Source organism: Bradyrhizobium sp. AZCC 2262 (assembly GCF_036924535.1).
Lineage (GTDB): Bacteria > Pseudomonadota > Alphaproteobacteria > Rhizobiales > Xanthobacteraceae > Bradyrhizobium.
Map to the genome: position 1 here is coordinate 2,750,514 of NZ_JAZHRT010000001.1, position 19,775 is coordinate 2,770,288.

The following is a 19,775-nucleotide window of genomic DNA, read 5'->3' on the forward strand; positions in this document are numbered from 1 at the left end:
AAATGTCCATCCAGACCACAAATGTAACTCGTCTCGAGGACTTTGCCTCCCAGGAGTCCGCGAGCACCACCGCCAGCATTGTTGAGGAGGTACGTCCCCATTTGCTGATTGTCGATGACATCAGCGACAATCGCGCGATCCTTTCCCGGCGCTTTGAACGGCGCGGCTTTGCCGTCACGGAGGCGGAATCCGGGCTTGCCGCCATTGAACTGATCGAGAGAGAGACGTTTGATCTCGTCCTTCTCGACGTCATGATGCCTGGAATTGACGGCATAGAAACCTTGAAGCGGATCCGCGATCGAAAATCGGCGTCCGCGCTTCCCGTCATCATGGTTACCGCCAAGTCGGAAAGCACCAACATTGTCGGCGCCCTCGAGTGCGGCGCCAACGACTACGTCACGAAACCGGTGGATTTTTCGGTCGCATTGGCGCGGGTGAATACGCAGATCAGCCGCAGGCGCGCGGAGCGGCAGGTGGAGCTTGCGAATGAACGGCTTCGCACGACAAATGAAGCATTGGAGGCGCGCGTGGAAGAGCGCACCAAGCGCCTCGCCGACGCCAACCAAAGGCTCAAGGAAGAGATCGCAGATCGTGAGGAACTGCAGGCGAGATCCCAATATCTCGCTTATCATGATTCGCTGACAGGGCTCGGCAATCGGCTGCTGTTCAAGGAGCAGCTCGAGCAGGCGCTTACAGACGAAACGGTGACACCGCATCCGCTTGCGGTCCTGTTCGTAGATCTCGATGGATTCAAGGCGGTCAACGACACCGGGGGCCACTCGGTCGGCGATCTGCTTCTGAAATCCCTTTCTGCCAGGCTTCGCGATCTGCTTCCGCCAAGGGATCGCATTGCGCGGCTAGGCGGCGACGAATTCGCGATCCTGCAGATATCGGGTGTCCAACCATCAGCGTCGATCGCTCTTGCGGAGCGGATCATCGAGGTTGCGGCTCATCCACAGACCATCGAAGGAAACGACGTGACCGTGGGCGCGAGCGTCGGAATCGCGATCGTGCACCCCGGTGAAATGAATGCGGAAACCGTCCTTAAATGCGCGGATCTCGCGATGTACAGCGCAAAGTCCGGCGGTCGCGGCACATTTCGCATGTTCGATCCGCAGATGGATGCCGCCGTCCAGACCAGGCGGTCGCTGGAGCGGGATATGCGCAACGCCCTGGCGCAGGGCGATTTCAGCCTGTTCTATCAACCGCTGGTTAACCTGCAGACCAAGAAGGTAACCGCTTTTGAAGCGTTGATGCGCTGGCATCACCCCGAGCGGGGCTCGGTGGCGCCGTCGGAATTCATTCCGGTCGCCGAAGAGATGGGCCTGATCCTGCCGCTGGGCGAGTGGGCATTGAGACGAGCATGCATGGAGGCGGTCCAATGGCCGGACGAAATCAACCTCTCGGTCAATCTGTCTCCGTTGCAGTTCGCCAAGGGAAACCTTGTTTCAACCGTCATGAGCGCGTTGGCTTCGTCGGGACTGCCAGCGAGCCGCCTCGAGTTGGAAATCACGGAATCGGTGTTGCTCGAAAAATCCGAGAGAAACATCGGGATCTTGAATCATTTGCGTTCGCTGGGCGTGCGGATTTCGATGGACGATTTTGGCACGGGCTATTCCAGCATCGGTTACCTGCGCAGTTTTCCGTTCGACAAGATCAAGATTGATCAATCCTTCGTTCGGGATGTGCTCGTTGACGAGGGAAGTTTGGCAATCGTTCGAGCGATCGCCGGGCTGGGTGTGAGCTTCGGCATGACGACAACCGCCGAGGGTGTCGAGACGGAAGAGCAATTGCGGTGCCTGAACCGGGAGGGCTGTATCGAAGTTCAGGGATACCTGCTCAGCAAACCGGTACCGCCGGCCGAAGTGGCCGAATTGCTGGAGCAGCTGGCCGCAAAGGCGCTGGACGGCTAGTACGCCATGAGCCCGCGAGCTAAGCGGAACGGTTTCGGTCAGTTGCGGTAGCTCCCATTGTATCGCGCACCAGTGCCACCCTCAGGGTCAAAGTGAGATCCGAAAGCGTCAGATACTGCCTCGTATCGTCTGGGGAGGGCACGATCACATAGTCTCTAATCCCACCGTTGGCATCGTTTAGTCGCAGGACGACAAGCGGCTCGGCCCCCGCATTTCTATCGCCATATTCGAGAGCGGCTTGAGCGCGCCTACCCGGCGAAGACGAAATCGTCCATCCTGAGTTTTCCAAGCGGCATAGGCTTGAGGCCGCCTGCGAGCCGCACGAGAATACGAAGGATGTCGCCCTTCCCCCAGCTATTCACAGAGGACAAATAGCGAATTCAAACCTTCCACATCAAATCACAAAGCAATAGTTTGACTTCGCGAGCGATTTCGTTTTGTACAATGATTTTGCACTCCGATTGACAATGCGACCAAAGACGCTTCGTGAGCATCGGCGAACGCGGCGCCAATGTTGGCCACTTCAAAGCAGGGCAGCGTCGGCGTAATGATCGGACAGAGACGCTGTCGCAAATCGTGCATCTAACCTTGCGTCGCATGTTTGAACCGAACGCTGATTTTGACAAGCAGCAACGCCGGATTGCCTGCGCACCCGTCGTCCAAGACGTGTGCGTAGTGCGATGACCCGAACGGAGAACCTCAGCGGGACCGTGCGGGCTTTCTCTCAGCGCGGATGATCGTCACGAAGCGCGTTGCGCAACGGAGCGGAGTAAGCGATGAAGGACAAAGATCGCACTAGCGAACACGAGCATCAGGGCCGTATCGGGAGTTTGCTGAAAAACGCGCTCAACACGCAACTGCAGCCGTTGAGGTCACTCGAGACCGCAACCAAGAAGCGGAGAGCGCAGAAAAAGAAGCCGATAAACAATTCTGGGTTCACGAGACCAACGACGACGACTTCCGGCTAATGTGCGACCGCCACAGAAATGGATGTTGATTCACCAAAGGAGCCTGGGCTAGATGCCCGACGGGTTTATGTTGCCCTTGGGGGCCGTCGTGTTGTGTTGACGGCATTGGCAGCGATTCGGACGCGGTGATCACGCGCTAGTCGCAAAACACTTCCGTCATGACCGTCCTTACCCATTCTATGTAGGTGTCATAAGGTATGCCATTTTTACTACTTCCACTCGTAACTTGTCAGCGTTAGCTTTCTCGTAATGCTGAAATTCCCGCACTTGTCTCTTCGCGCGCTCCGTCGTCGCGGATACAGTCAAGAGAGGAGTTTTGATTGAGCGGGCGGCTTGCTGTTTCGCAACAGGTAGAGTGGCCACCCAACTTCCGACTGCGAGAAATGCAATGGCTGTGGGCAAGAAAAGGATGCGCATGGAGAGCCTCCTTTCAGTGCTGTTAATTGAACAGATTATCGGCAGCAGTCTTGCCTCAATGTGATGGAGTTCACGCGGCCTATGTTATGTTCTCGGGCCGAGAAGCGTTTTATATCTGCAGGACCGTTTAAATGTTGCAAGCGCCAGGTCTTTCATAGACGCTCTCGCTGGCCGCACAGTTAGAACATTATGATTGCTACCAGGGTGTTTGATGCTGACCAAGTTCAGCAGCGTTGCGGTCGCGATCATCGCCACGATTCCAACGAGACTCAGCGCTATCTGCATCGCACGCTCGCCCAAGATGTCGAGTAGCGTCGCGTGGCTAGCGAACGCTGCAGATCGGGGTGCCATCCACGTCGACATCATCGTGAAAGCATAATCATGAACCCGCAAAGGCCGTGGTGACGGCCAGAGCTGTTCTGAACGTTAAAATGAACTGCATTGCATTAATGGGCGGTCAAGCGCACCTGGCGATGATGTCTGCCGAGATGACACAGCATCACACTTGCCCGCTCCTCGACGCCGCGTGGCAGGCCCTTGAGCGCGCCAAGGTGCACGATGATTGTGCGCTGCGATTCGCCAGCCTGCGCGTCATCGACGCGCTGCTGCAACAGGTGCCACCGGATCGCCGCGATCTCGTCCTCTGCGAATTGGCCGAAGATCAATGAACCGCCACGTCGCCGTCGTTGTGCGATAGCAGGTGGCCGCGAAGTTCGGCTAAGGGCCACGGGGCCGGTCGAAAAGGCCGGCGTTTTCGAGGGCGAGCGGCGGCAGGAAATTTCTGCACGCATTTTAGCGGTTGAGCAATTCCTGCCAGTCGCGCGGGGTTGGCAGCCCGCCAGCGGGTGGACCGGCTTTTTAGCCAATTCCGGGGCCAGTAGCGGTCACTCCCAATGCCTTTGCCCTTAGCGACAGCCTCGCGATGCGGCCGTGCTCGCTGCTCGAGTTCGATAAGGCGCGCTGTCACTGGCCGCTCGGCGACGTCAACGAAGTTGCGACCGAGTTTTGCTGCGGCGCGCCGGCACGGGGTCATCGCTATTGCCGGCACCACATGCGAAATGGCGCATGGTCGGGCAGCGATACGGGACATGCTGCGCGAAATTGAATGCTCCGATTTCGGCAGCCGCCATCCACCACTGCCAAAATTGGTACATCCAGACTGCTGGCTTTCCGAACGGCTCAGTTTTCATAATATTACAAAACCACAGGAGCTCTCATGTGTGCGCGCTCCGGCGAGAAAGCCGCGTTGGCTCAATCCAGCCCCCCCCTGTACCGCAGCCAACGGCTTGTATCTCGTCGGGGCGCGCAAGAAAGAATTGCCTGGCGCAACGCTCCTCGGGACGCTGTGGATGTGACCTGGAAGCGGAATGGCGGTGAACATGCGTGGTCGTTTGTACGGATTAGTCGAGTGTCTGATATATCAAGCACCAAACGCCGCTGCCCGGGTTGCATCGGCTGCGAACAGACCGCTGACAAACGCGACCGGCGGCCAAAGTATGCCTCGACGGGCACGGGGCTTTCCGATGTGGACATTTCTTACGATCAATCCTCGCGCTGGCAGAAATTCGCGGGGTGCCCGGGGAAATTTCGCGTGTGAAGTGCAGGGAAAAATTCACAGTCTGCTGCCGCCGCCTGGTGACTCCGATCAGTCAGAGCTGTTCCCGAAAGCGACATCGGCAGCGGCGGCGGGCATGTCGGCTTTGGGCCAGGGCACTAAATCGCTGCGCGATATCCCGCTGAGGCGGGGGCCCAACCGGGAGCACTGTTTCCATAGGAGAGATCGTCGGTCGCGGGCATGGCATCCGTCTTGAAGATCGAGGTGTGATCCACCTCATCCCAGACAGGAGTCGTCTAGGACCACTGATGTGATTCAAGCTCCGAAACCGGAACCTCGAATCATGCGCTAAGAACTCAGCGATTATGAATGGACAGCCATCAAACCTATGTTGCCGAACAAACCGCGTGGTGTTCGGCGCGTAAATGACCGTCGCGTGCTCAACGGCATCTATCACGGGCAAGTGTTTGATTTAGCTAAGGCAGGGTCTGATTCAGGGGTGCGCGTCGGAGATGGGTCGGGCATCAAGAGATGACGGCCTCCCACTAGTGGCGTTCATACGAAGTCTCTTTGGTCGGGTTATCGAATATCCGAGTTAGCGGAGTATCGGTGCTCGAAGTGCGTATAGTCTTTGGTAGATCATCGACTCTGGTATCCAATCAAGCAATGTGTATCCAAGTGGCAGCTTGATTAGGTTTGCGATAATTCTAGATGAGGGCGGATGCCAATAAGCAGACAGGTTATGAAGTTTAAGGAGATTGATCCGCCGTCTCCCCGTCTCGTTTTTCGTCGTTGGCACGACCCGCATGATTCGAAGTTCTTCGAGGCGAGGAAGCAAAAGGCAAACAATTTGAAACCGCCGAAGAAGAGCTACGCTGATCGCGCGCCGGCGCCCAAACAGGTTAGTATGAAAGAGTGTCGTTCAGATGGCTTGGATCGCCGGCGGCCACGCCGTCGCGCATCACGTAGGCGTGGTCAGCGATCCGGAATCACGCAGAACGCGTCGCCCGAACTGCGCTACGCTTGAGCGTACCGGTTTTCAACAGGCCTTCGAGTTCCTTGCCGGCCTGTTCCTCGGAGATTCCGTCCACCAGCGCGATTTCGCCGCAGAGGCGGTCGAGCGCCGACACGAACAACTGCCGTTCGCTGAAACTCTGGCCGGAGTCGCCCGGTCGGAAAAGATCGCGAGCAACCTCCGCGACCGCGACGATATCTCCGGATTTGATTTTGCCTTCGTATTCCTGAGCAAGCCGGGACCAGTTGCCGCGGCCTTTCCGGGGAGTTTCGCTCAGAATCTGTTTCACTCCTTGGACAGAGGAGAGATCCGATGGCTTGCGCATTCCGACGTTCGCGGCTTTCCCGACGGGAACGCGGACGGTCATTTTGCTCTTCGTGAAAAAGATCACGAAGAACTCCAGGTTCGCTCCGGCAACGGTCTGCTCTTCAATCGACAGAATCTGTCCCACGCCGTGTGCCGGATAGACGACGAAGTCTGTCGCCTTGAATTCCAAAGGAATCGTCCCGCTTTCGCGCCCACCGGGAAGCGCCGAGGCGGCGTCCGGCGCCTCCAGGACACGACCGGATTTCGCATTCTGATCGACCAAGCTCATGTCGCGGTTCGAGTCCTTCGGGTGTTGTACCGACTGATCGCCAATGACGCGGCAAATTACCTGAGCGTTCTAGTCGCCGCGGCGCGCTTCGCGCCGTCTTCGCTACACAACATCATTAAGCCCGAGAAGCCAGCATCGCCACGATAATGATAGCACGCATCGGATTCCCATCGAGTCGTGTGGCTTCTCGGCAACGTGTTCCGTACGGAGAAGAGGCTTTGGCGGGCTCTCGAGTGCGCTGTGGAAGATCTTCGACATCACGACCGACGTAATTGTGAGCAGCACGGAGAATTACGGGATTCCCCGCGGCGCGATCGAAGTCCCTCGCATCTCCGATCACGACCGTCGCGGTCCGACCGGATGCAAGTGGCCCAAAAGAAGCCAAGCAGCAATGTTCGAACTACGTCAAAAAGCACACCTCAAGCAGCGAATGTTCGACGTCTGCTCTTCCCTAGGAAGCCACCGCCATTAAACTTAACCAGCAATCCTATCGGAATGATGCGCGCGGAATTGCACAGATGATGCGGCTGGGATCGTTCCGAGCTGTGCATGTGAAGGATGTCGAGGTGCAGAAGATGCGCACGCTTTTATCCAACCGAAAGCTCTTGAAGCGCAAACCGGTCGACATAGAAAACCACATCCGGGGCGCGCTGCGAACCTATGGATTGTTGGTCGGTGCCGTCAGCCGCGGTCAATACAAGGCGCGCGTCCGAGAGCTGATTCAGCGCACCGACTTTGTGTTCACGACGATGATCGAAACCATGCTGGACGTTCAGCGTGCAATCTTGACGGCTTCAGCAGACTGCACAAGGTACTTCTGCAATTGGTGCAGCAAGCAGAGGTTGAAACTAAAACCGGCGCGGTGATCCGTTGTGCCGATGACGAAATATCGGTTGTCAGTTCTGCTGCCAGCCCGCTGAAAAGGAGCCCGATATCGAGATCCGCGCGCGCGGTGAGCGTTCCCTGGCGGGGCCGCGAAACGGGGAATGTCCGCTATCTCTTGCCTGCTTCCGTCCGTCGTGATGAGAGCGCCAGACTGCTTGGACAGCCCTGTTTACGAACCTGATGAAGAGCATGCGACAGCCCTGATGCTGAACGCGAAGGAACGCATGGACCCCGCCTGGAGAATGCAAACCGTGTGGACGTACACCGTCGGACTCTGCCCGCGTCAGCGCAGAGAGAAAGGAATTTGCTCATGAGTGAAAAATTGCAAAAAAGCGTAGGAGAGAGTTGACTTTGTTCGTCCGTAAGCGTCCGGCAGCTGCACATCGGGCAGCTCTTGACATGAATCGTCAGTTTCCAGGCTCGCGGGCGACCTTCTACTCTGGAGAGGGCTCAGCAATTACAGCCTCCGCCTTCGCGATCACGGCTTCGGCACACGCTATCGCGGCCCTGAGCTCATCGCTCTGCCATTTATCAACCGAATGGCCGTCGTCGAACGATCGATCGTTCGTTCCGCGCGCGCGTGAGACTAGCTCCCGAAGCGCGGCAATGGCTTCGGCAAGGAGCTTGGCATCTGCTTCGTTTCGGGAAGACGGCGTCATCTCTTTATCCCTGTCGCATCGCAATTATGGACCATCGGGCAGTATGGTTACAACAACCTCGGCTAGATCAAAACCTGAAGAATGTCGGTATCGGTGGTTGCCTCTCCAGGAATTGAACCTACACAGGTGTTCGGACAAACGGCGGCTTCAATAGGGCATAAAAGACGCTTCCGGCGAGCTAGGCCAATAATTTACGCGATTGTGGGTAACGCAGCGAACCTCCGGCGCGCTCACGCCCTATACAAAGTACAAACAGTGGTTCGCCGTGTCGGTGATTGCTTATGATTCCATCCCTCGGCACCGACACTTTGTCCAGCACATACTTCAGAAGGCAACGACGATCTGGTGACCTGACGTTGCTTTTCGCCGATCCTCCACGAACGCCCGTCGTCGGTCTCGGCCCTTAAAATGTGTTGCGACGATGATCTCTGACGAGCCCCAACGCAAGCCGACCTAAATCCAGAACGTGGACGCATCTACGGAAATCTATATTTGTAGTAAGTGACTTTCGTGCCCCGGTCGAGGCCTTGCCTTACTTGAAAGTCTGCCTCTTGAAGGTAGATCGCACGCCCTTGTTTGTCTTTGAAGTGGAACTGTAACGGCACGGCATCGCTAGCCATCCCATCGCGGACGAATATCAGCATCGTGGTCCCGGGTAAGTCCTCGAAGCTAGCGATTATCCCATCGCTAGTAGTACCACCTGCCGTAAGGGGGGTTGCGCCGTAGCTCGCAACCAAAGCCTGCGTCTTCAGATTGTAATGTAGAAATATTCCATCATTATGCTCTTCCTTGCGATTGGTCGCGGCGAAGACCCAAGACACGTTGGACGAAATAGTTAGATCGCCATTCATGTAACGGTCTGCGTCGGCCTCCGCTTTGAATAGAAGGATATCCATAAAATAGATGGGCGGACGACCACCGATCAGAATCGGCCAACTCGATGAAAGTGGGGTCATCAGGATTTCGTCATTTATTATGCTCATGATCCTGGCGTCTTTAATCTGTGCGCCGCTGGCCTTATCGACATCAGTCTTGTATTCCATGAATAGTCGTTTCGCGCGCCCGCAGAACGAATTCATGTCAAGCGTATTGCACTTGATCGATGTTGCGAACCCGAAGTCCAAGTCAACGAGTGGAGCTAGAACAGCGCGCGGGTTAGAGGAATCTCCCACGGTGCTCGTTCCGTCTCCGTTCAAACCCCAGGGAAGGCCGTTATCTGCGAAGAATTCATTGATTGTATTCATGGGCAATACCCACGAATATCGTCCGTCCTGCTTCTCAACCATTCCAACGAGGCCTTGATCGGACAAGACTGGACCGCCCGAAGAGCCGGGAGGAGTGTCCAGGTCGGCAAAGCGCAACCAAATGGTTCGCGCTCGACCAAAGTAGGTTCCGGTCTGCGGATCAGGGACCCAACTACGGTCTCTGCCAATTCTCCATGCCTTCGTGGCCCGCGGGATCGGAATCTTTGCGACTGGAAACTTGATCATTGAGAAGTCGGGGTGCTGTACCTCAAGTACAGCCAAATCTCCCTCTTCAGGAGGTATGCGTTGTTCGAGCACCTTTGGAGTGACCGGATGGCCGCGATCTACAAAGAGTTCAACCCTGATGTTCGGATATACCGTGCCCTGATCGCCGTCGCGTACGACGTGGTCTGCTGTCACGATCGTCAAAGTGTCGCCCCGCTGCGCGACGATAAAGCCATAGCCGAGCTTGGCTTCGGACTCGATCTGAACAGTCAAATTCCGAAATTCGAGGGCGAGCTTTTCGCCAAGTTCAACGGCGTGCCCAGTGTCGAGGCTGGATAGATAGAACGAGAGCGCTATCAATCCGCGCTTTGTGGCTTCCCTGACACCCATGACCGTACCTTGATCAAGCCGGCAAGCAAGCCGGCAGCGACGACCCAAATCAACTTGATCCATTCCTGATGGTAGAGATATTCAAGTGAACTTGGAGTGATGTCCTCGGCGAACCCGGATGGGCCGATCTTGAGACGCGATACCGTTCCAGAAAATCCAACCCGGAGACCCTCTGGCGTCGCGCGAAGCTCCGTCAGGTACGGTTGGGGAAGTTCGGCCTCACTCTGGAGCCGACCAAGACCAAGTTGGTCGAGTTTGGTCGGTTCGCGCAAAGACACGCTGGCAAACGCGGCAGGAACCGCCCGGAAACTATCTACTTCCTGGGTCTGACGCTCTATTGCACGCGAAACCGAAAAGGTAACTTCAAGGTTGGGATGCGCACCGAGAAATCTCGGCTACGGCGCAGCCTTACGTCTCTGCAAGAGCGAATGCAGCGAATACGACATCAAACGATCAGTGACCAGGTCAGCGAAATCAACGCCGTCCTTCGCGGCCACTATGCTTAGTCGTCCGTGAAGAACCATCCAAGCGGTTGATCAAGAATCGATTTTCCGGGCGAGATTGGCTTTGAGATTGCAAGCTTTGGGGCTTTGACTGCCCAAAAGCTTGCAATTTCATTTTTGAGGATTCCGTCGAATCGCGAGCCGTGATTCCGTCATCGCATCGGAGGGAGCGATGCGACCAAGGGAACGACGAGAGACGGGACAAGCCGATCTTCTGCGCTCGCGGCTGGACGCGATCATCGACATGGGCCATCGGCCACCTCAAATCCGAGCACCGCATGGGCCGCAACTACCTCTGGCATCGTGAAGGCGACGCCATCAACGCCGTCCTCGCCGCCGTCGGCTATAACTTCCGCCGCCTGATCTGCTGGCTCAGGCTCTTGTTGTGGCAAATCATCGCCACCTTCCCCGGGTCAATCCAGCCTGAAAATCCAGGATTCTTCACGGCCGACTGCTTACTACGGCGTCGCCGGAAATCTCCGGAGCCTCGTAAAAGTCTATCGGGTCGTCGAGCGTTACTGGCGCAAGATGTTGTGCAGCCGCAGCTGGGCAGGCCGTCGCCTCACTTGGGACGCCTTCAACCAAATCAAAGAGCGGACACCGTTGCTGACACCAAAACTGCGCCTCCCATACGGGAAGCTGCAGGCGCTAGCAGTGCTGTGAACCAACTGCCGAAGAGCGTAGTGCGGTAAATCCGCACGCTGCGTTCTGTGGGAACCGGAGGCGGGCGACCGTCTCCGGTGACCCGGTGGGCGCGAGGTAACTCGCGTCCCTACCGCGAAAGTGACTCGGACATCACCGAACCGACGCGATTCACCCAAAGGAGACATCAGCTTGCGCGTTACTTTGGCACGCGCCCGCTTATAGCATTCGCGCGGGCACCGTGGGTGGTGCGCCCTGCGACATCCGCAGGCAACCGTGCGCGCATTCGCATTTTGAGCAATTCAGCATCACCAAGAGCCATCGTCGCGATTGTTTCGCTAACGGTCGCGGCCATCATGCTGGTCGCCCAAAACTCTTCGAAGTCAACAAACGTTCGTTGGACGGTGATCTCTCGCACTTCGACCGCATCGAGGCCGGTCCTGCCAGCAGCCTCATGATGACGTCAAGGCTCTGCTCGAGGAGGTCACGCGTCTGGGACTGAGGGACCCCGATCATGATGCCGTCAGTCGGCAGCGAGCCTGGTCCGGCACCGAACATCGTGCGCCCGCGGGTCAGGTGGTCGAGCAGCACGATGCGTTCCGCGACCCACGGCGGATTGTGGTAGGAGAGGCTGACGACGCCCGTGCCAAGCTTGATGTGACGCGTGCGCTCGGCCGCAACCGCGATCATGATTTCGGGCGACGCGCTGATCTCCGTACCGGCGGAATGGTGCTCACCAAACCACGCTTCATCGAAACCGAGGCGGTCGAGCCAAGCGACCAGATCCAGATCGTTCTGTAGGGCTAACGTCGGATTAATGCCGGGCTTATGGAAGGGCGCGAGAAAAACGCCGAAACGCAGGCGGGATGTCATAGGCATGTCCTCCATCGAATATTGGCGGCGGCGTCTCCCAAAAGGAAATGCGACCGTCTCTTCAAAGTGACCAGCCCTGCAGCCACACACACCTTACGCGAGCGCGGTGTCATAGTCTATTGGCGCGGTGCGCAGTCACCAATCCGTCTACGGCGCCGTAGTTGAGGTCAGTCACGCGAATGCTTCCTTGACTCTTTCTATCGCCGGATGACTTCGGTTCTTCACCTTGATCAAGCTAGTTCCGAGTTCTATGGCAAGCGCTTATCTCTGTTTCGAGAGTTTGCTCCTCGGGCTTCCCGCGTCGCACGTTCTCGCCCCAGCCTCCTACTGGCGTAGCGTGTACGGCGACGCGTTGCGCGATGCGGCCGAAGGTCTTGGTTTCACTATCGTTGGGGAGCCGGTCGAGGACCCGGCAAGTCAGGAGCAATCGAGCGAACATTCGCGAGGATCGCTGCCGAGCATGCCGATTTTTTGGTAATACCCGATCTTGCCGAACAATGCCCATCTCCAACGGATCCACGGAGCTTCGTATGGGCGCTACGCAGTATTGCAGTGGTGCAGTCGGCTAAGAATCGGCTTTTGCGAGATTTTCGGCGTCGTTCAATTTTCGACTTTTTCAACACTATCGACCCATTGCGGAAGTGGTCGACTCTGGGGCGAGTGCCATAAACCTTTGTATCGTTCCGTGACACCTTTCGATGCCGGACGATTACCTACGTGCAATTGAGGCGCTGATCGCGATCGTCTTAGGCTGCGTGCGTTGGAAAAGCGCAAAGGCTCATGAAGTGCGACGGTGAGAAAAGGATGATCGACGAACAGCGACGATAATACCAAGAGGAGACTACAATGCCCAACTGCTCCGAAAGTCTTAGATCTGGCAGAGCCGCGCGATGCGCAGTTTGTGATGGCAAGTTTGGTCTCGTCCGGCACTACTCGTGGCGAACGCCGCTTTGTTCCAAGAAGTGCGTCGAGCGCTTCAGAGCTCACAGGGAAAGTGACCGCAATTGGGTAGGCTGGCTCCAAATCGCCTTCGACCAGCTGCCAGAGTACCGCGCGAGGGCTTTATGACGTTCCGGATCTCATAACGAGGCAAGGAATATTTAGAGAGAGCACAATCGATGATAAATCATCATGGACAGGGCCTTTTGACCCAGTTGGGCGAGACCCTCCAGGTCTAGCGGCAGCGCTATCAGTCGCGCCGCGAACTGGCCAACTGGGTCAAGGGGGGGACTGAGCGTCTTCCGGACGGCCTATTCCTGGATTTAGCGCCACTGCCTTGGTGCATAAGACCGGGTGCACCGCGCAATTGAAGCGCGCCGAACTGGGATTGTATTGTCGTGCCGAGCACAAGCCGCCAAGGAGCCCAAGCAGATGGTAGGCTTGTATCTTGCTTACTCACCATCGCGCGCTCTCACCCGGCCGTATGGAAAGGTTTTGAATTGACTCAGCGGGTGATTTTACGCATCCGCGAGGATCTTAGACGCCTTGCATCATAAGCGTGAGTGAGACATGTCCAATTCCGTCGCAAAGATCGTCGATCGCCACCTGCAAATCTGGAACACTCGAAACGCCGCTGATCGCGTCACGGGCATCCCGTCAATCTATGCAGAAGACGTGGTCATCGGCGAGCCGGCGGCTTGGCTCTCTGGTTTTGCGGGCATTGAATATGCGATTAAAGCGGTACAGGCGCAGATGCCGGGAATGGACCTCGCGGTCACCGGCCCGATCCAGACAACGGGGGACATGTCTACGTACAGTTGGGCGCTCGCGGGGAAAGAAGGTAACCCCGTCGTCAAGGGCCGGGATGTGATCACGGTGAAGCACGAACGGATCACCAGTCTCTACATTTTTTTCGACACCTGACCTTTGTGACGCGCGCGCAGCATGCCGTGACATCAATTTGAGCGCGACACATTCGGTATTGCCAAGGTCGCATCAGGACGGGACGCTAGCCGTTCGTGACCCACAGCAGAACTCGCGGTCGGGTCGCCTGTTCTTTAGGACGGCTCACGAGTGCAGCATCACGACGCAGTGTTTGCGATCGCCGGCAGGGCGAATTGAAAGCTGGCGCCGCGGGGCAGGTTCGCGCTCGCCCACAATCGGCCGCCGTGCGCTTCGATGATCGACCGGCAGATCGACAGGCCCATCCCCAAACCGCCAGGCTTCGTCGTGTAAGAAGGCCGCGATAAAACGTGCTCGAGAGTCTCCGGCGCCAAGCCTGGACCCGAATCTCGCACCTCGACTGACACGCCATCGGGTTCGTTACGGGTGCTGATGAACAACTCCCGCTCCTCTTCGCCGACGTCGCGCATCGCTTCGATGGCATTGATGATCAAGTTAAGGAGTACCTGTTGCAGCTGGACCCGATCTCCCTGGACATGCGGCAAACCCTCCGCTAACTGCGTCCGCAGCGAGACGCTACTGTTTGCGGCCTCTGTACGGGTGAGAGCAATAACCTCGAGGATGGCATCGTTGATCGCTACGGCGTCCTTTCGTGCGGGCACCTTCTTGATGAGCGCGGGGATTCGCGCGACGACCTCGCCTGCGCGATTCCCCTCCTTGACAATAAGAGAGAGCGCGTCATCCACCTCGCGAAAATTCGGTGGCTCAGCGCTCAGGAAACGCCGAGCGGCTAACGCGTATGTGACTGCCGCTGTGATCGGCTGTTTCACTTCATGGGCGATCGAGGCCGAGAGCTGACCCATGGTGGCGACGCGGTTGGCGTGCGCCAGCTGCATCTGCATGTCCCGCAGCGCCTCTTCTGCCCGCTTGCGCTCAGTGATGTGCCGCGCGACGCCTCGGTAGCCGGTGAAGCGCCCCGCCTTATCAAACACCGGCAGGCCCGAAGCAGATATGTAGCGCTTGCCGCCGTCGGCGTCGGGTCGCGCGAGCTCAAAGTCACGGAAAGGCAGGTGGGCCTCGAGGGTCTCCCGGTGCTTGCGCCAGGCCTCCGCGTCAGGCTCCAAGTAGGGCACTTCCCACCTTGTCTTGCCGATTTCAGAGCCCGGCGCCGGCGGGTCTGCAAGGCCTTCGGCGAACTCCTGACGGATGAAGCGATGCTGCGCATCGGATTCCCAGTACACGTCGAAGGAGAATTGTACCAGCGTGCGAAAGCGCTGCTCGCTCTCGCGCAGACCTAGTTCAGCTTGCTTGCGGTCCGTAAGATCGAGGACGAAAGTGACTCCATGATCCTTACTTTCTTCGAAGCTCGCTACACCGACGAGCACGGGCACACGGCTGCCATCTTTCCGGACGTACTCCTTCTCGAACGGCTGCACGCTCCCCATCATCTTTTGCTCCGGGATCCACCATCGCTCATGGCGGTCGAGCCATTCCGACGGTGTGAGGTCGGTCCAGCGCAGGCGGCCCGAGACGAGATCGTCACGGTCGTATCCCACGATGCGGAGAAACGCGTCATTGGCCTCCAGAATCCGACCTCCAAGCTCCCAGATGACGATCCCGATGATGTTGGCGTCAACCAGGCGGCGGATCTTCGCTTCGCGTTCGCTGAGGTCGCGGTACAAACTCGCATTTTCCAGCGCGATTGCCGCCTGCGAGGCGAGCAGCTTCAGTACCGTGATCCGGGCTGGCGCGAAGACCCTGCGGGCCAGGTTGTTCTCAAGGTAGAGCACGCCGATGAGATTGCTCTGATTGATTAAAGGAAGGCAGAGAATGGACCGGCCTTGGCGCTGCCGAATGTAGGGATCGGCGGCAAAGGCGGGTTCAACCGCGGCATCGTCGAGTATCACAGCCTCCCGCGTGCGAAGGACGGTCCGGACGAGCGCCTCCGGCAGCGCCGTTGTGGTCACGGACTGGTCAGGCCGGCGCACGATGATTGTATCGCCACTCGTTATGGCTTCCGCTGCGATCCGCTGCTCGTTTTCCTGTGAAACAATCAGCAGACCTCGCTCGGCACCCGCTTGCTCAATCGCGGTGCGCATGAGCGTGTCGAGCAGTTTTTCGAGAACGATCTCGCTCGAGACGGCTTGCGAGACCTTGATCACGGTTGCGAGGTCAAGGTGTTCAACTGGCGCCCCGATCGTGCTGGTCGGGCCGGCAACAGGCGGATCATGCTTGAGCTGCGGATGCGATTGATCAAGCTGCCGCACCTTGCCATCGGCCCCCCAGCGCGCATAGAAGTATCGAGCATTTCGCAGGTAGAGATGCGCGATTTCATCCAAGCCCCGCGCGGCGTAGAAGCGCGCGGCCAGTTCGTAAGCGAGCGCCTCATTGTGAATAAAGCCGTTGGCGCGGGCCGAACGGATGGCCTGTTCGTAAAAGTCCATGGCATCGAGCGCGCGGCCTTCGATCCGGGCGATCTCAGCGCCCACCAGTGCAGCGCGGTCCTCGAAATTCTCCGGGCAGTTTTCAGCCCAGACCGCGATCTGCCTGTGATGATCCGCCAGCGCTGCCAAATGCTGGGATCGCTCCTCGGCTGGAGCTTTATCGCACCGCGCCGTCAGGGCAAGGGCACCATAGAACTGGTATTCAGATTGCTCAATTTGCGTCGGCGTGGTCCATAGCAGTGGGGTGACTTTCGTTGTGGCTGCGATCGCAGCTACGGAGTCGCTCACGTAGACGCCGGCTTGCAGCTTGCGAATCCAGTACCAGCACGCGCAAATGCTTAGCTCGCGATTGTTCTCAAATCGCTGCACGAAGCGGCTCTCGTCGAACGTTGCGTCATTGAAGGAAACAAAGTCCACTGTCAGTCCACGCAACGTCCGGACCAGCCTCAACTGTACAGTGAGATTGTTGTCGGCAAGACCAAAGCCCACGTCCTGGGCGAATTTTATCCCAATTTCGGCCTCTCGTTCGACTTGGTCGAGTGGAGCACCGGAGGCGAAGAGGTTCGCCGTCAGGTCAATGCAACTGTAAGCGGCATAAGAAAGATCGCCCGCTTCCTGTGCTGCCTCGAAAGCGCGCCGCAGGAAGGCGCGGCTCGTGGCCAAGGGCTGTGTCCAATGCGCGACATGGACAGCGAAAACCAGGTAGACACGAGCTCGGAACCGATCAAGGCCACGCTTCTCAACCAGATCCAGGCCAAGCTTGCCGAAGCGGAACCCTGCCTGGTAGTCGCCGAAGTGTGTCCCGAGCACACCACCCAGCCATGCATACGCAAGGGACGATCCGTCGCTGTTGCCGTACTCCAGGCTGAGGCTCGCCATCCGGCCGACAACGAGGCGGAAAAGATTCAAATCGGTGAACAAGGCGGGCGAAGTTAGTACCGTGAGCACGTCCATGGTTGCGCGCCGGTCGGGATCGGTCATCAGCGGCAGGTCGAGCAGCCCCTCGATCGAGCCGGACCCGAGCCGTTGCCGCAGCCGATCATACTCCTGCTGGACGTCCTCGGCTGTCGCGTGCTGCGGCCATCGGGCGTCGACCCGGCGGAGATATTCCAGCCCTACCTCGACGGCCCTGTTGCTCCGGTCGAGGGTCGTATACAGATTGATGCGCACGCAGGTGCCCGCGGCGGCGTGAACAATGGTCCGTGCCCGCGTCGATAGTTGCGAGAGCCGTTTTTCCGCTGCCGCCAATTCCCCGGTCAGGTATTCGCACTCGCCCCTGTTGAGTTCGAGGTCGAAGGTGAGCTGGTAGCACTGCTCCCAACCATTCTCCTCCAGCAGCAAGCGTCCGACGACAAAATACCGCAGGGCTGCGGCGTAGGCGGTTGCCGCCTTGGCGCACTTACCTGCCATGAGATTGAATGTGGCGACCTGCTCGCGCTCCCGCTCGGTGCTGATCAGCGCCGCGCCACGGTCGAACTGGTTCACGATGTCGAAGATGTTCTCTTCGAGGTGCCCCGGTGGGGTGCGCGCGGCAAGTAATCGGCCAATGCGAAGATGCGCCATGGCCCGCTCGTCCTCGACAATGAGCGTATAGGCCGCCTCCTGGACGCGATCGTGGAGGAATGCGTACGTGCCGCCCGAACGAAGGACGAGACCGGCCCGAACAGCTTCCCACAGCGCTACGTTTGTCGCTTCGTCGCTCGCCTCGTGAACCAGCGCAAGCGTCTCCGACTCGGCAGCATGCCCCAAGCAGGCCAACTGGCCGAGAACCTTCTGAGTCGTTGGCGGCAGACGGCTCAGCTTCGCCGCCATGAGATCTGCGACGTTGTCGGTATAACCCTTGGCGCGAATGCTATTCAGGTCCCATGACCATCGCCCTTCACCATAGTCGAATGAGAGCAAACCCTCCTCGACGAGTTCAGAAATCAACTGATTGGCGAAGAATGGATTGCCCGCCGTCTTCTCATGGATCAGTTCTGCCAGCGCGGTGACGCGTTCGGGTTCGCAGTGGAGAACATCCCCAATCAACCGCCCCAAGTCTTCAGGAGCGAGAGGCGCAAGGATAATTTCGTGCACGACCGCGCCCGCCTTGCGGATCGCTTCGAGCTTGCGGATCAGAGGATGGGCGGAATTGACCTCGTTGTCCCGGTAAGCCCCGATCAACATCAGATGCTGCACGTCCGGCTGGCTCAACAAATCGTCCAGTAGGTCCAGCGTTGCGGAGTCGAGCCATTGCAAATCGTCGAGGAACAGCGCCAGCGGGTGCTCCGGCCGGGCAAACACGGCGAGAAAGCGCCGGAAAACCAGCTGAAAGCGGCGTTGCGCGTCATGGGGCGGCAGCTCAGGGACCGGCGGCTGGTCGCCGACGATGAGCTTCAGCTCCGGAACCAGGTCTATGATAAGCCGCCCGTTCGGGCCTAATGCTTCGCGAAAAGCCTCGCGCCATCCATCCAACTCTGGATCGCTCTTGCCAAGCAGTGGTCGGATCAAGCTCTGAAAGGCTTGCGCCAGTGTCGAATAGGGGATGTCACGCTTGTACTGGTCGAACTTGCCGGACGCGAACAGCCCACGCGGCGGCACCATCACCTTGTGCAGCTCGTTCACCACGGAGGACTTGCCAATGCCCGAATATCCGGACACCAGTACGAGTTGCGGCGTGCCGTTCGCCACGACCCGGTCGAAGGAAGCGAGCAGAGTGTCGATCTCGCGCTCCCGGCCGTAGAGCTTCTCCGGGATCAGAAGCCGGTCCGATACGTCGCAACCGCCGAGCGAGAAGGGCTCGATCCGGCCATGCGACTCCCACTCCGCCAGGCAGCGCCGAAGATCGGCCTCAACACCAGCGGCAGTCTGGTAGCGCTCCTCGCCGGTCTTGGCGAGAAGCTTCATCACGATTGCCGAGAGCAGCTCGGGAACGCCCGCGACCCGCTCATCCGGCGGCATCGGTTGCCGCGCGATATGACAGTGCACCCACTCCACCGGATCGGTAGCCGTGAAGGGCAGCGTCCCCGTCAGCAACTCGTAAAAGGTGACCCCCAGCGCGTACAGGTCGCTTCTGGAGTCGACCGAGCGGTTCATCCTGCCGGTCTGTTCGGGCGCCATGTAGGCGAGCGTGCCCGCGATCACCTCCGGTGGCGCGGGGGCTTGGCGCTCGCGCGGCAGACGCGAAGCGATGCCGAACCCCGTCAGCCACACGCCGCTGCTTGCCGAGTCCACCAGGATATTTGCCGGCTTGATGTCCTTGTGGATGAGGCCACGCTCATGCACATGGCGGAGCGCGCCCGCGAGCGGGATCGCGATGCGCAGGAAATGCGATACGTCCAGTGGCCGGCCAAGCAGTCGATCGAGCGGCGTACCGCCGGGATCCTCAAGCACCAGCGTCATACGGCCGTTATCGTGCGTAAGCGCGACGGGTCGAGCCGCCCAGTCGGCGTCAAGTTCGGACTTGAGCGCATATTCGTGTTCAAGTCGCTCGACGCAACCGGGCGAGGTTCCTTCTGCGGCAACAAGCAGGATCGGCGTCAAGCCGTTGCCAGAGCCCCGGTATAGAGCGATGTCGCCCTCCCGCAGCGACGAGAATATGTAGCCCGAGAGCTCGTTCAAGAAGG

At 58.4% G+C, this 19,775-nt stretch carries 10 protein-coding genes and 1 pseudogene; 6 read left to right on the plus strand and 5 right to left on the minus strand.

Features of this window, described 5'->3' with window-relative positions:
• Positions 1 to 2 precede the first annotated feature (2 nt).
• The 3 genes from V1283_RS12965 to V1283_RS44700 all read left to right on the plus strand — a co-directional run bounded on the left by V1283_RS12965 (position 3) and on the right by V1283_RS44700 (position 4,403).
• Positions 3 to 1,913 carry a putative bifunctional diguanylate cyclase/phosphodiesterase gene (locus V1283_RS12965; protein WP_334386873.1) on the plus strand — a complete coding sequence of 637 codons (1,911 nt, stop codon included), beginning with the start codon at positions 3 to 5 and terminating at the stop codon, positions 1,911 to 1,913.
• A 1,816-nt stretch (positions 1,914 to 3,729) separates the two neighbouring features.
• A complete protein-coding gene (locus V1283_RS12970) occupies positions 3,730 to 3,966 on the plus strand; it encodes a hypothetical protein (RefSeq protein WP_334386874.1) in 237 nt (78 codons plus the stop codon).
• A gap of 254 nt (positions 3,967 to 4,220) precedes the next feature.
• Positions 4,221 to 4,403, plus strand: coding sequence for a GcrA family cell cycle regulator (locus V1283_RS44700; protein ID WP_442895736.1), 183 nt, complete (start codon positions 4,221 to 4,223; stop codon positions 4,401 to 4,403).
• 1,439 nt (positions 4,404 to 5,842) lie between these two features.
• Here the strand turns inward: V1283_RS44700 and V1283_RS12980 are convergent.
• A complete protein-coding gene (locus tag V1283_RS12980; RefSeq protein ID WP_334386875.1) occupies positions 5,843 to 6,463 on the minus strand; it encodes a CarD family transcriptional regulator in 621 nt (206 codons plus the stop codon).
• 518 nt (positions 6,464 to 6,981) lie between these two features.
• Between V1283_RS12980 and V1283_RS12985 the strand changes: the two genes are divergently transcribed.
• Positions 6,982 to 7,329 (plus strand): hypothetical protein, encoded by a 348-nt coding sequence (locus V1283_RS12985; RefSeq protein WP_334386876.1) that lies wholly within the window; start codon positions 6,982 to 6,984, stop codon positions 7,327 to 7,329.
• A 453-nt stretch (positions 7,330 to 7,782) separates the two neighbouring features.
• On the opposite strand, the gene V1283_RS12990 is transcribed toward V1283_RS12985, so the two are convergent.
• Positions 7,783 to 8,007 (minus strand): hypothetical protein, encoded by a 225-nt coding sequence (locus V1283_RS12990; protein WP_334386877.1) that lies wholly within the window; start codon positions 8,005 to 8,007, stop codon positions 7,783 to 7,785.
• A gap of 476 nt (positions 8,008 to 8,483) precedes the next feature.
• Positions 8,484 to 9,866: a S1 family peptidase gene (locus tag V1283_RS12995; protein WP_334386878.1), complete on the minus strand. Its 1,383-nt coding sequence runs from the start codon at positions 9,864 to 9,866 to the stop codon at positions 8,484 to 8,486.
• A gap of 754 nt (positions 9,867 to 10,620) precedes the next feature.
• Here V1283_RS12995 and V1283_RS44705 point away from each other — a divergent pair.
• A pseudogene (locus V1283_RS44705) lies at positions 10,621 to 10,755 on the plus strand (IS5/IS1182 family transposase); the annotation flags it as partial.
• Between the two features lie 610 nt (positions 10,756 to 11,365).
• Here the strand turns inward: V1283_RS44705 and V1283_RS13000 are convergent.
• Entirely contained in the window at positions 11,366 to 11,884 is a 519-nt protein-coding gene (locus V1283_RS13000) for an LLM class flavin-dependent oxidoreductase (protein ID WP_334386879.1), read from the minus strand.
• Positions 11,885 to 13,393: 1,509 nt separating this feature from the next.
• Between V1283_RS13000 and V1283_RS13005 the strand changes: the two genes are divergently transcribed.
• Positions 13,394 to 13,747: a nuclear transport factor 2 family protein gene (locus V1283_RS13005; RefSeq protein WP_334386880.1), complete on the plus strand. Its 354-nt coding sequence runs from the start codon at positions 13,394 to 13,396 to the stop codon at positions 13,745 to 13,747.
• Positions 13,748 to 13,905: 158 nt separating this feature from the next.
• Here the strand turns inward: V1283_RS13005 and V1283_RS13010 are convergent, their stop codons facing one another.
• Positions 13,906 to 19,770, minus strand: coding sequence for an AAA family ATPase (locus V1283_RS13010; RefSeq protein WP_442895737.1), 5,865 nt, complete (start codon positions 19,768 to 19,770; stop codon positions 13,906 to 13,908).
• Between the last annotated feature and the right edge of the window lie 5 nt (positions 19,771 to 19,775).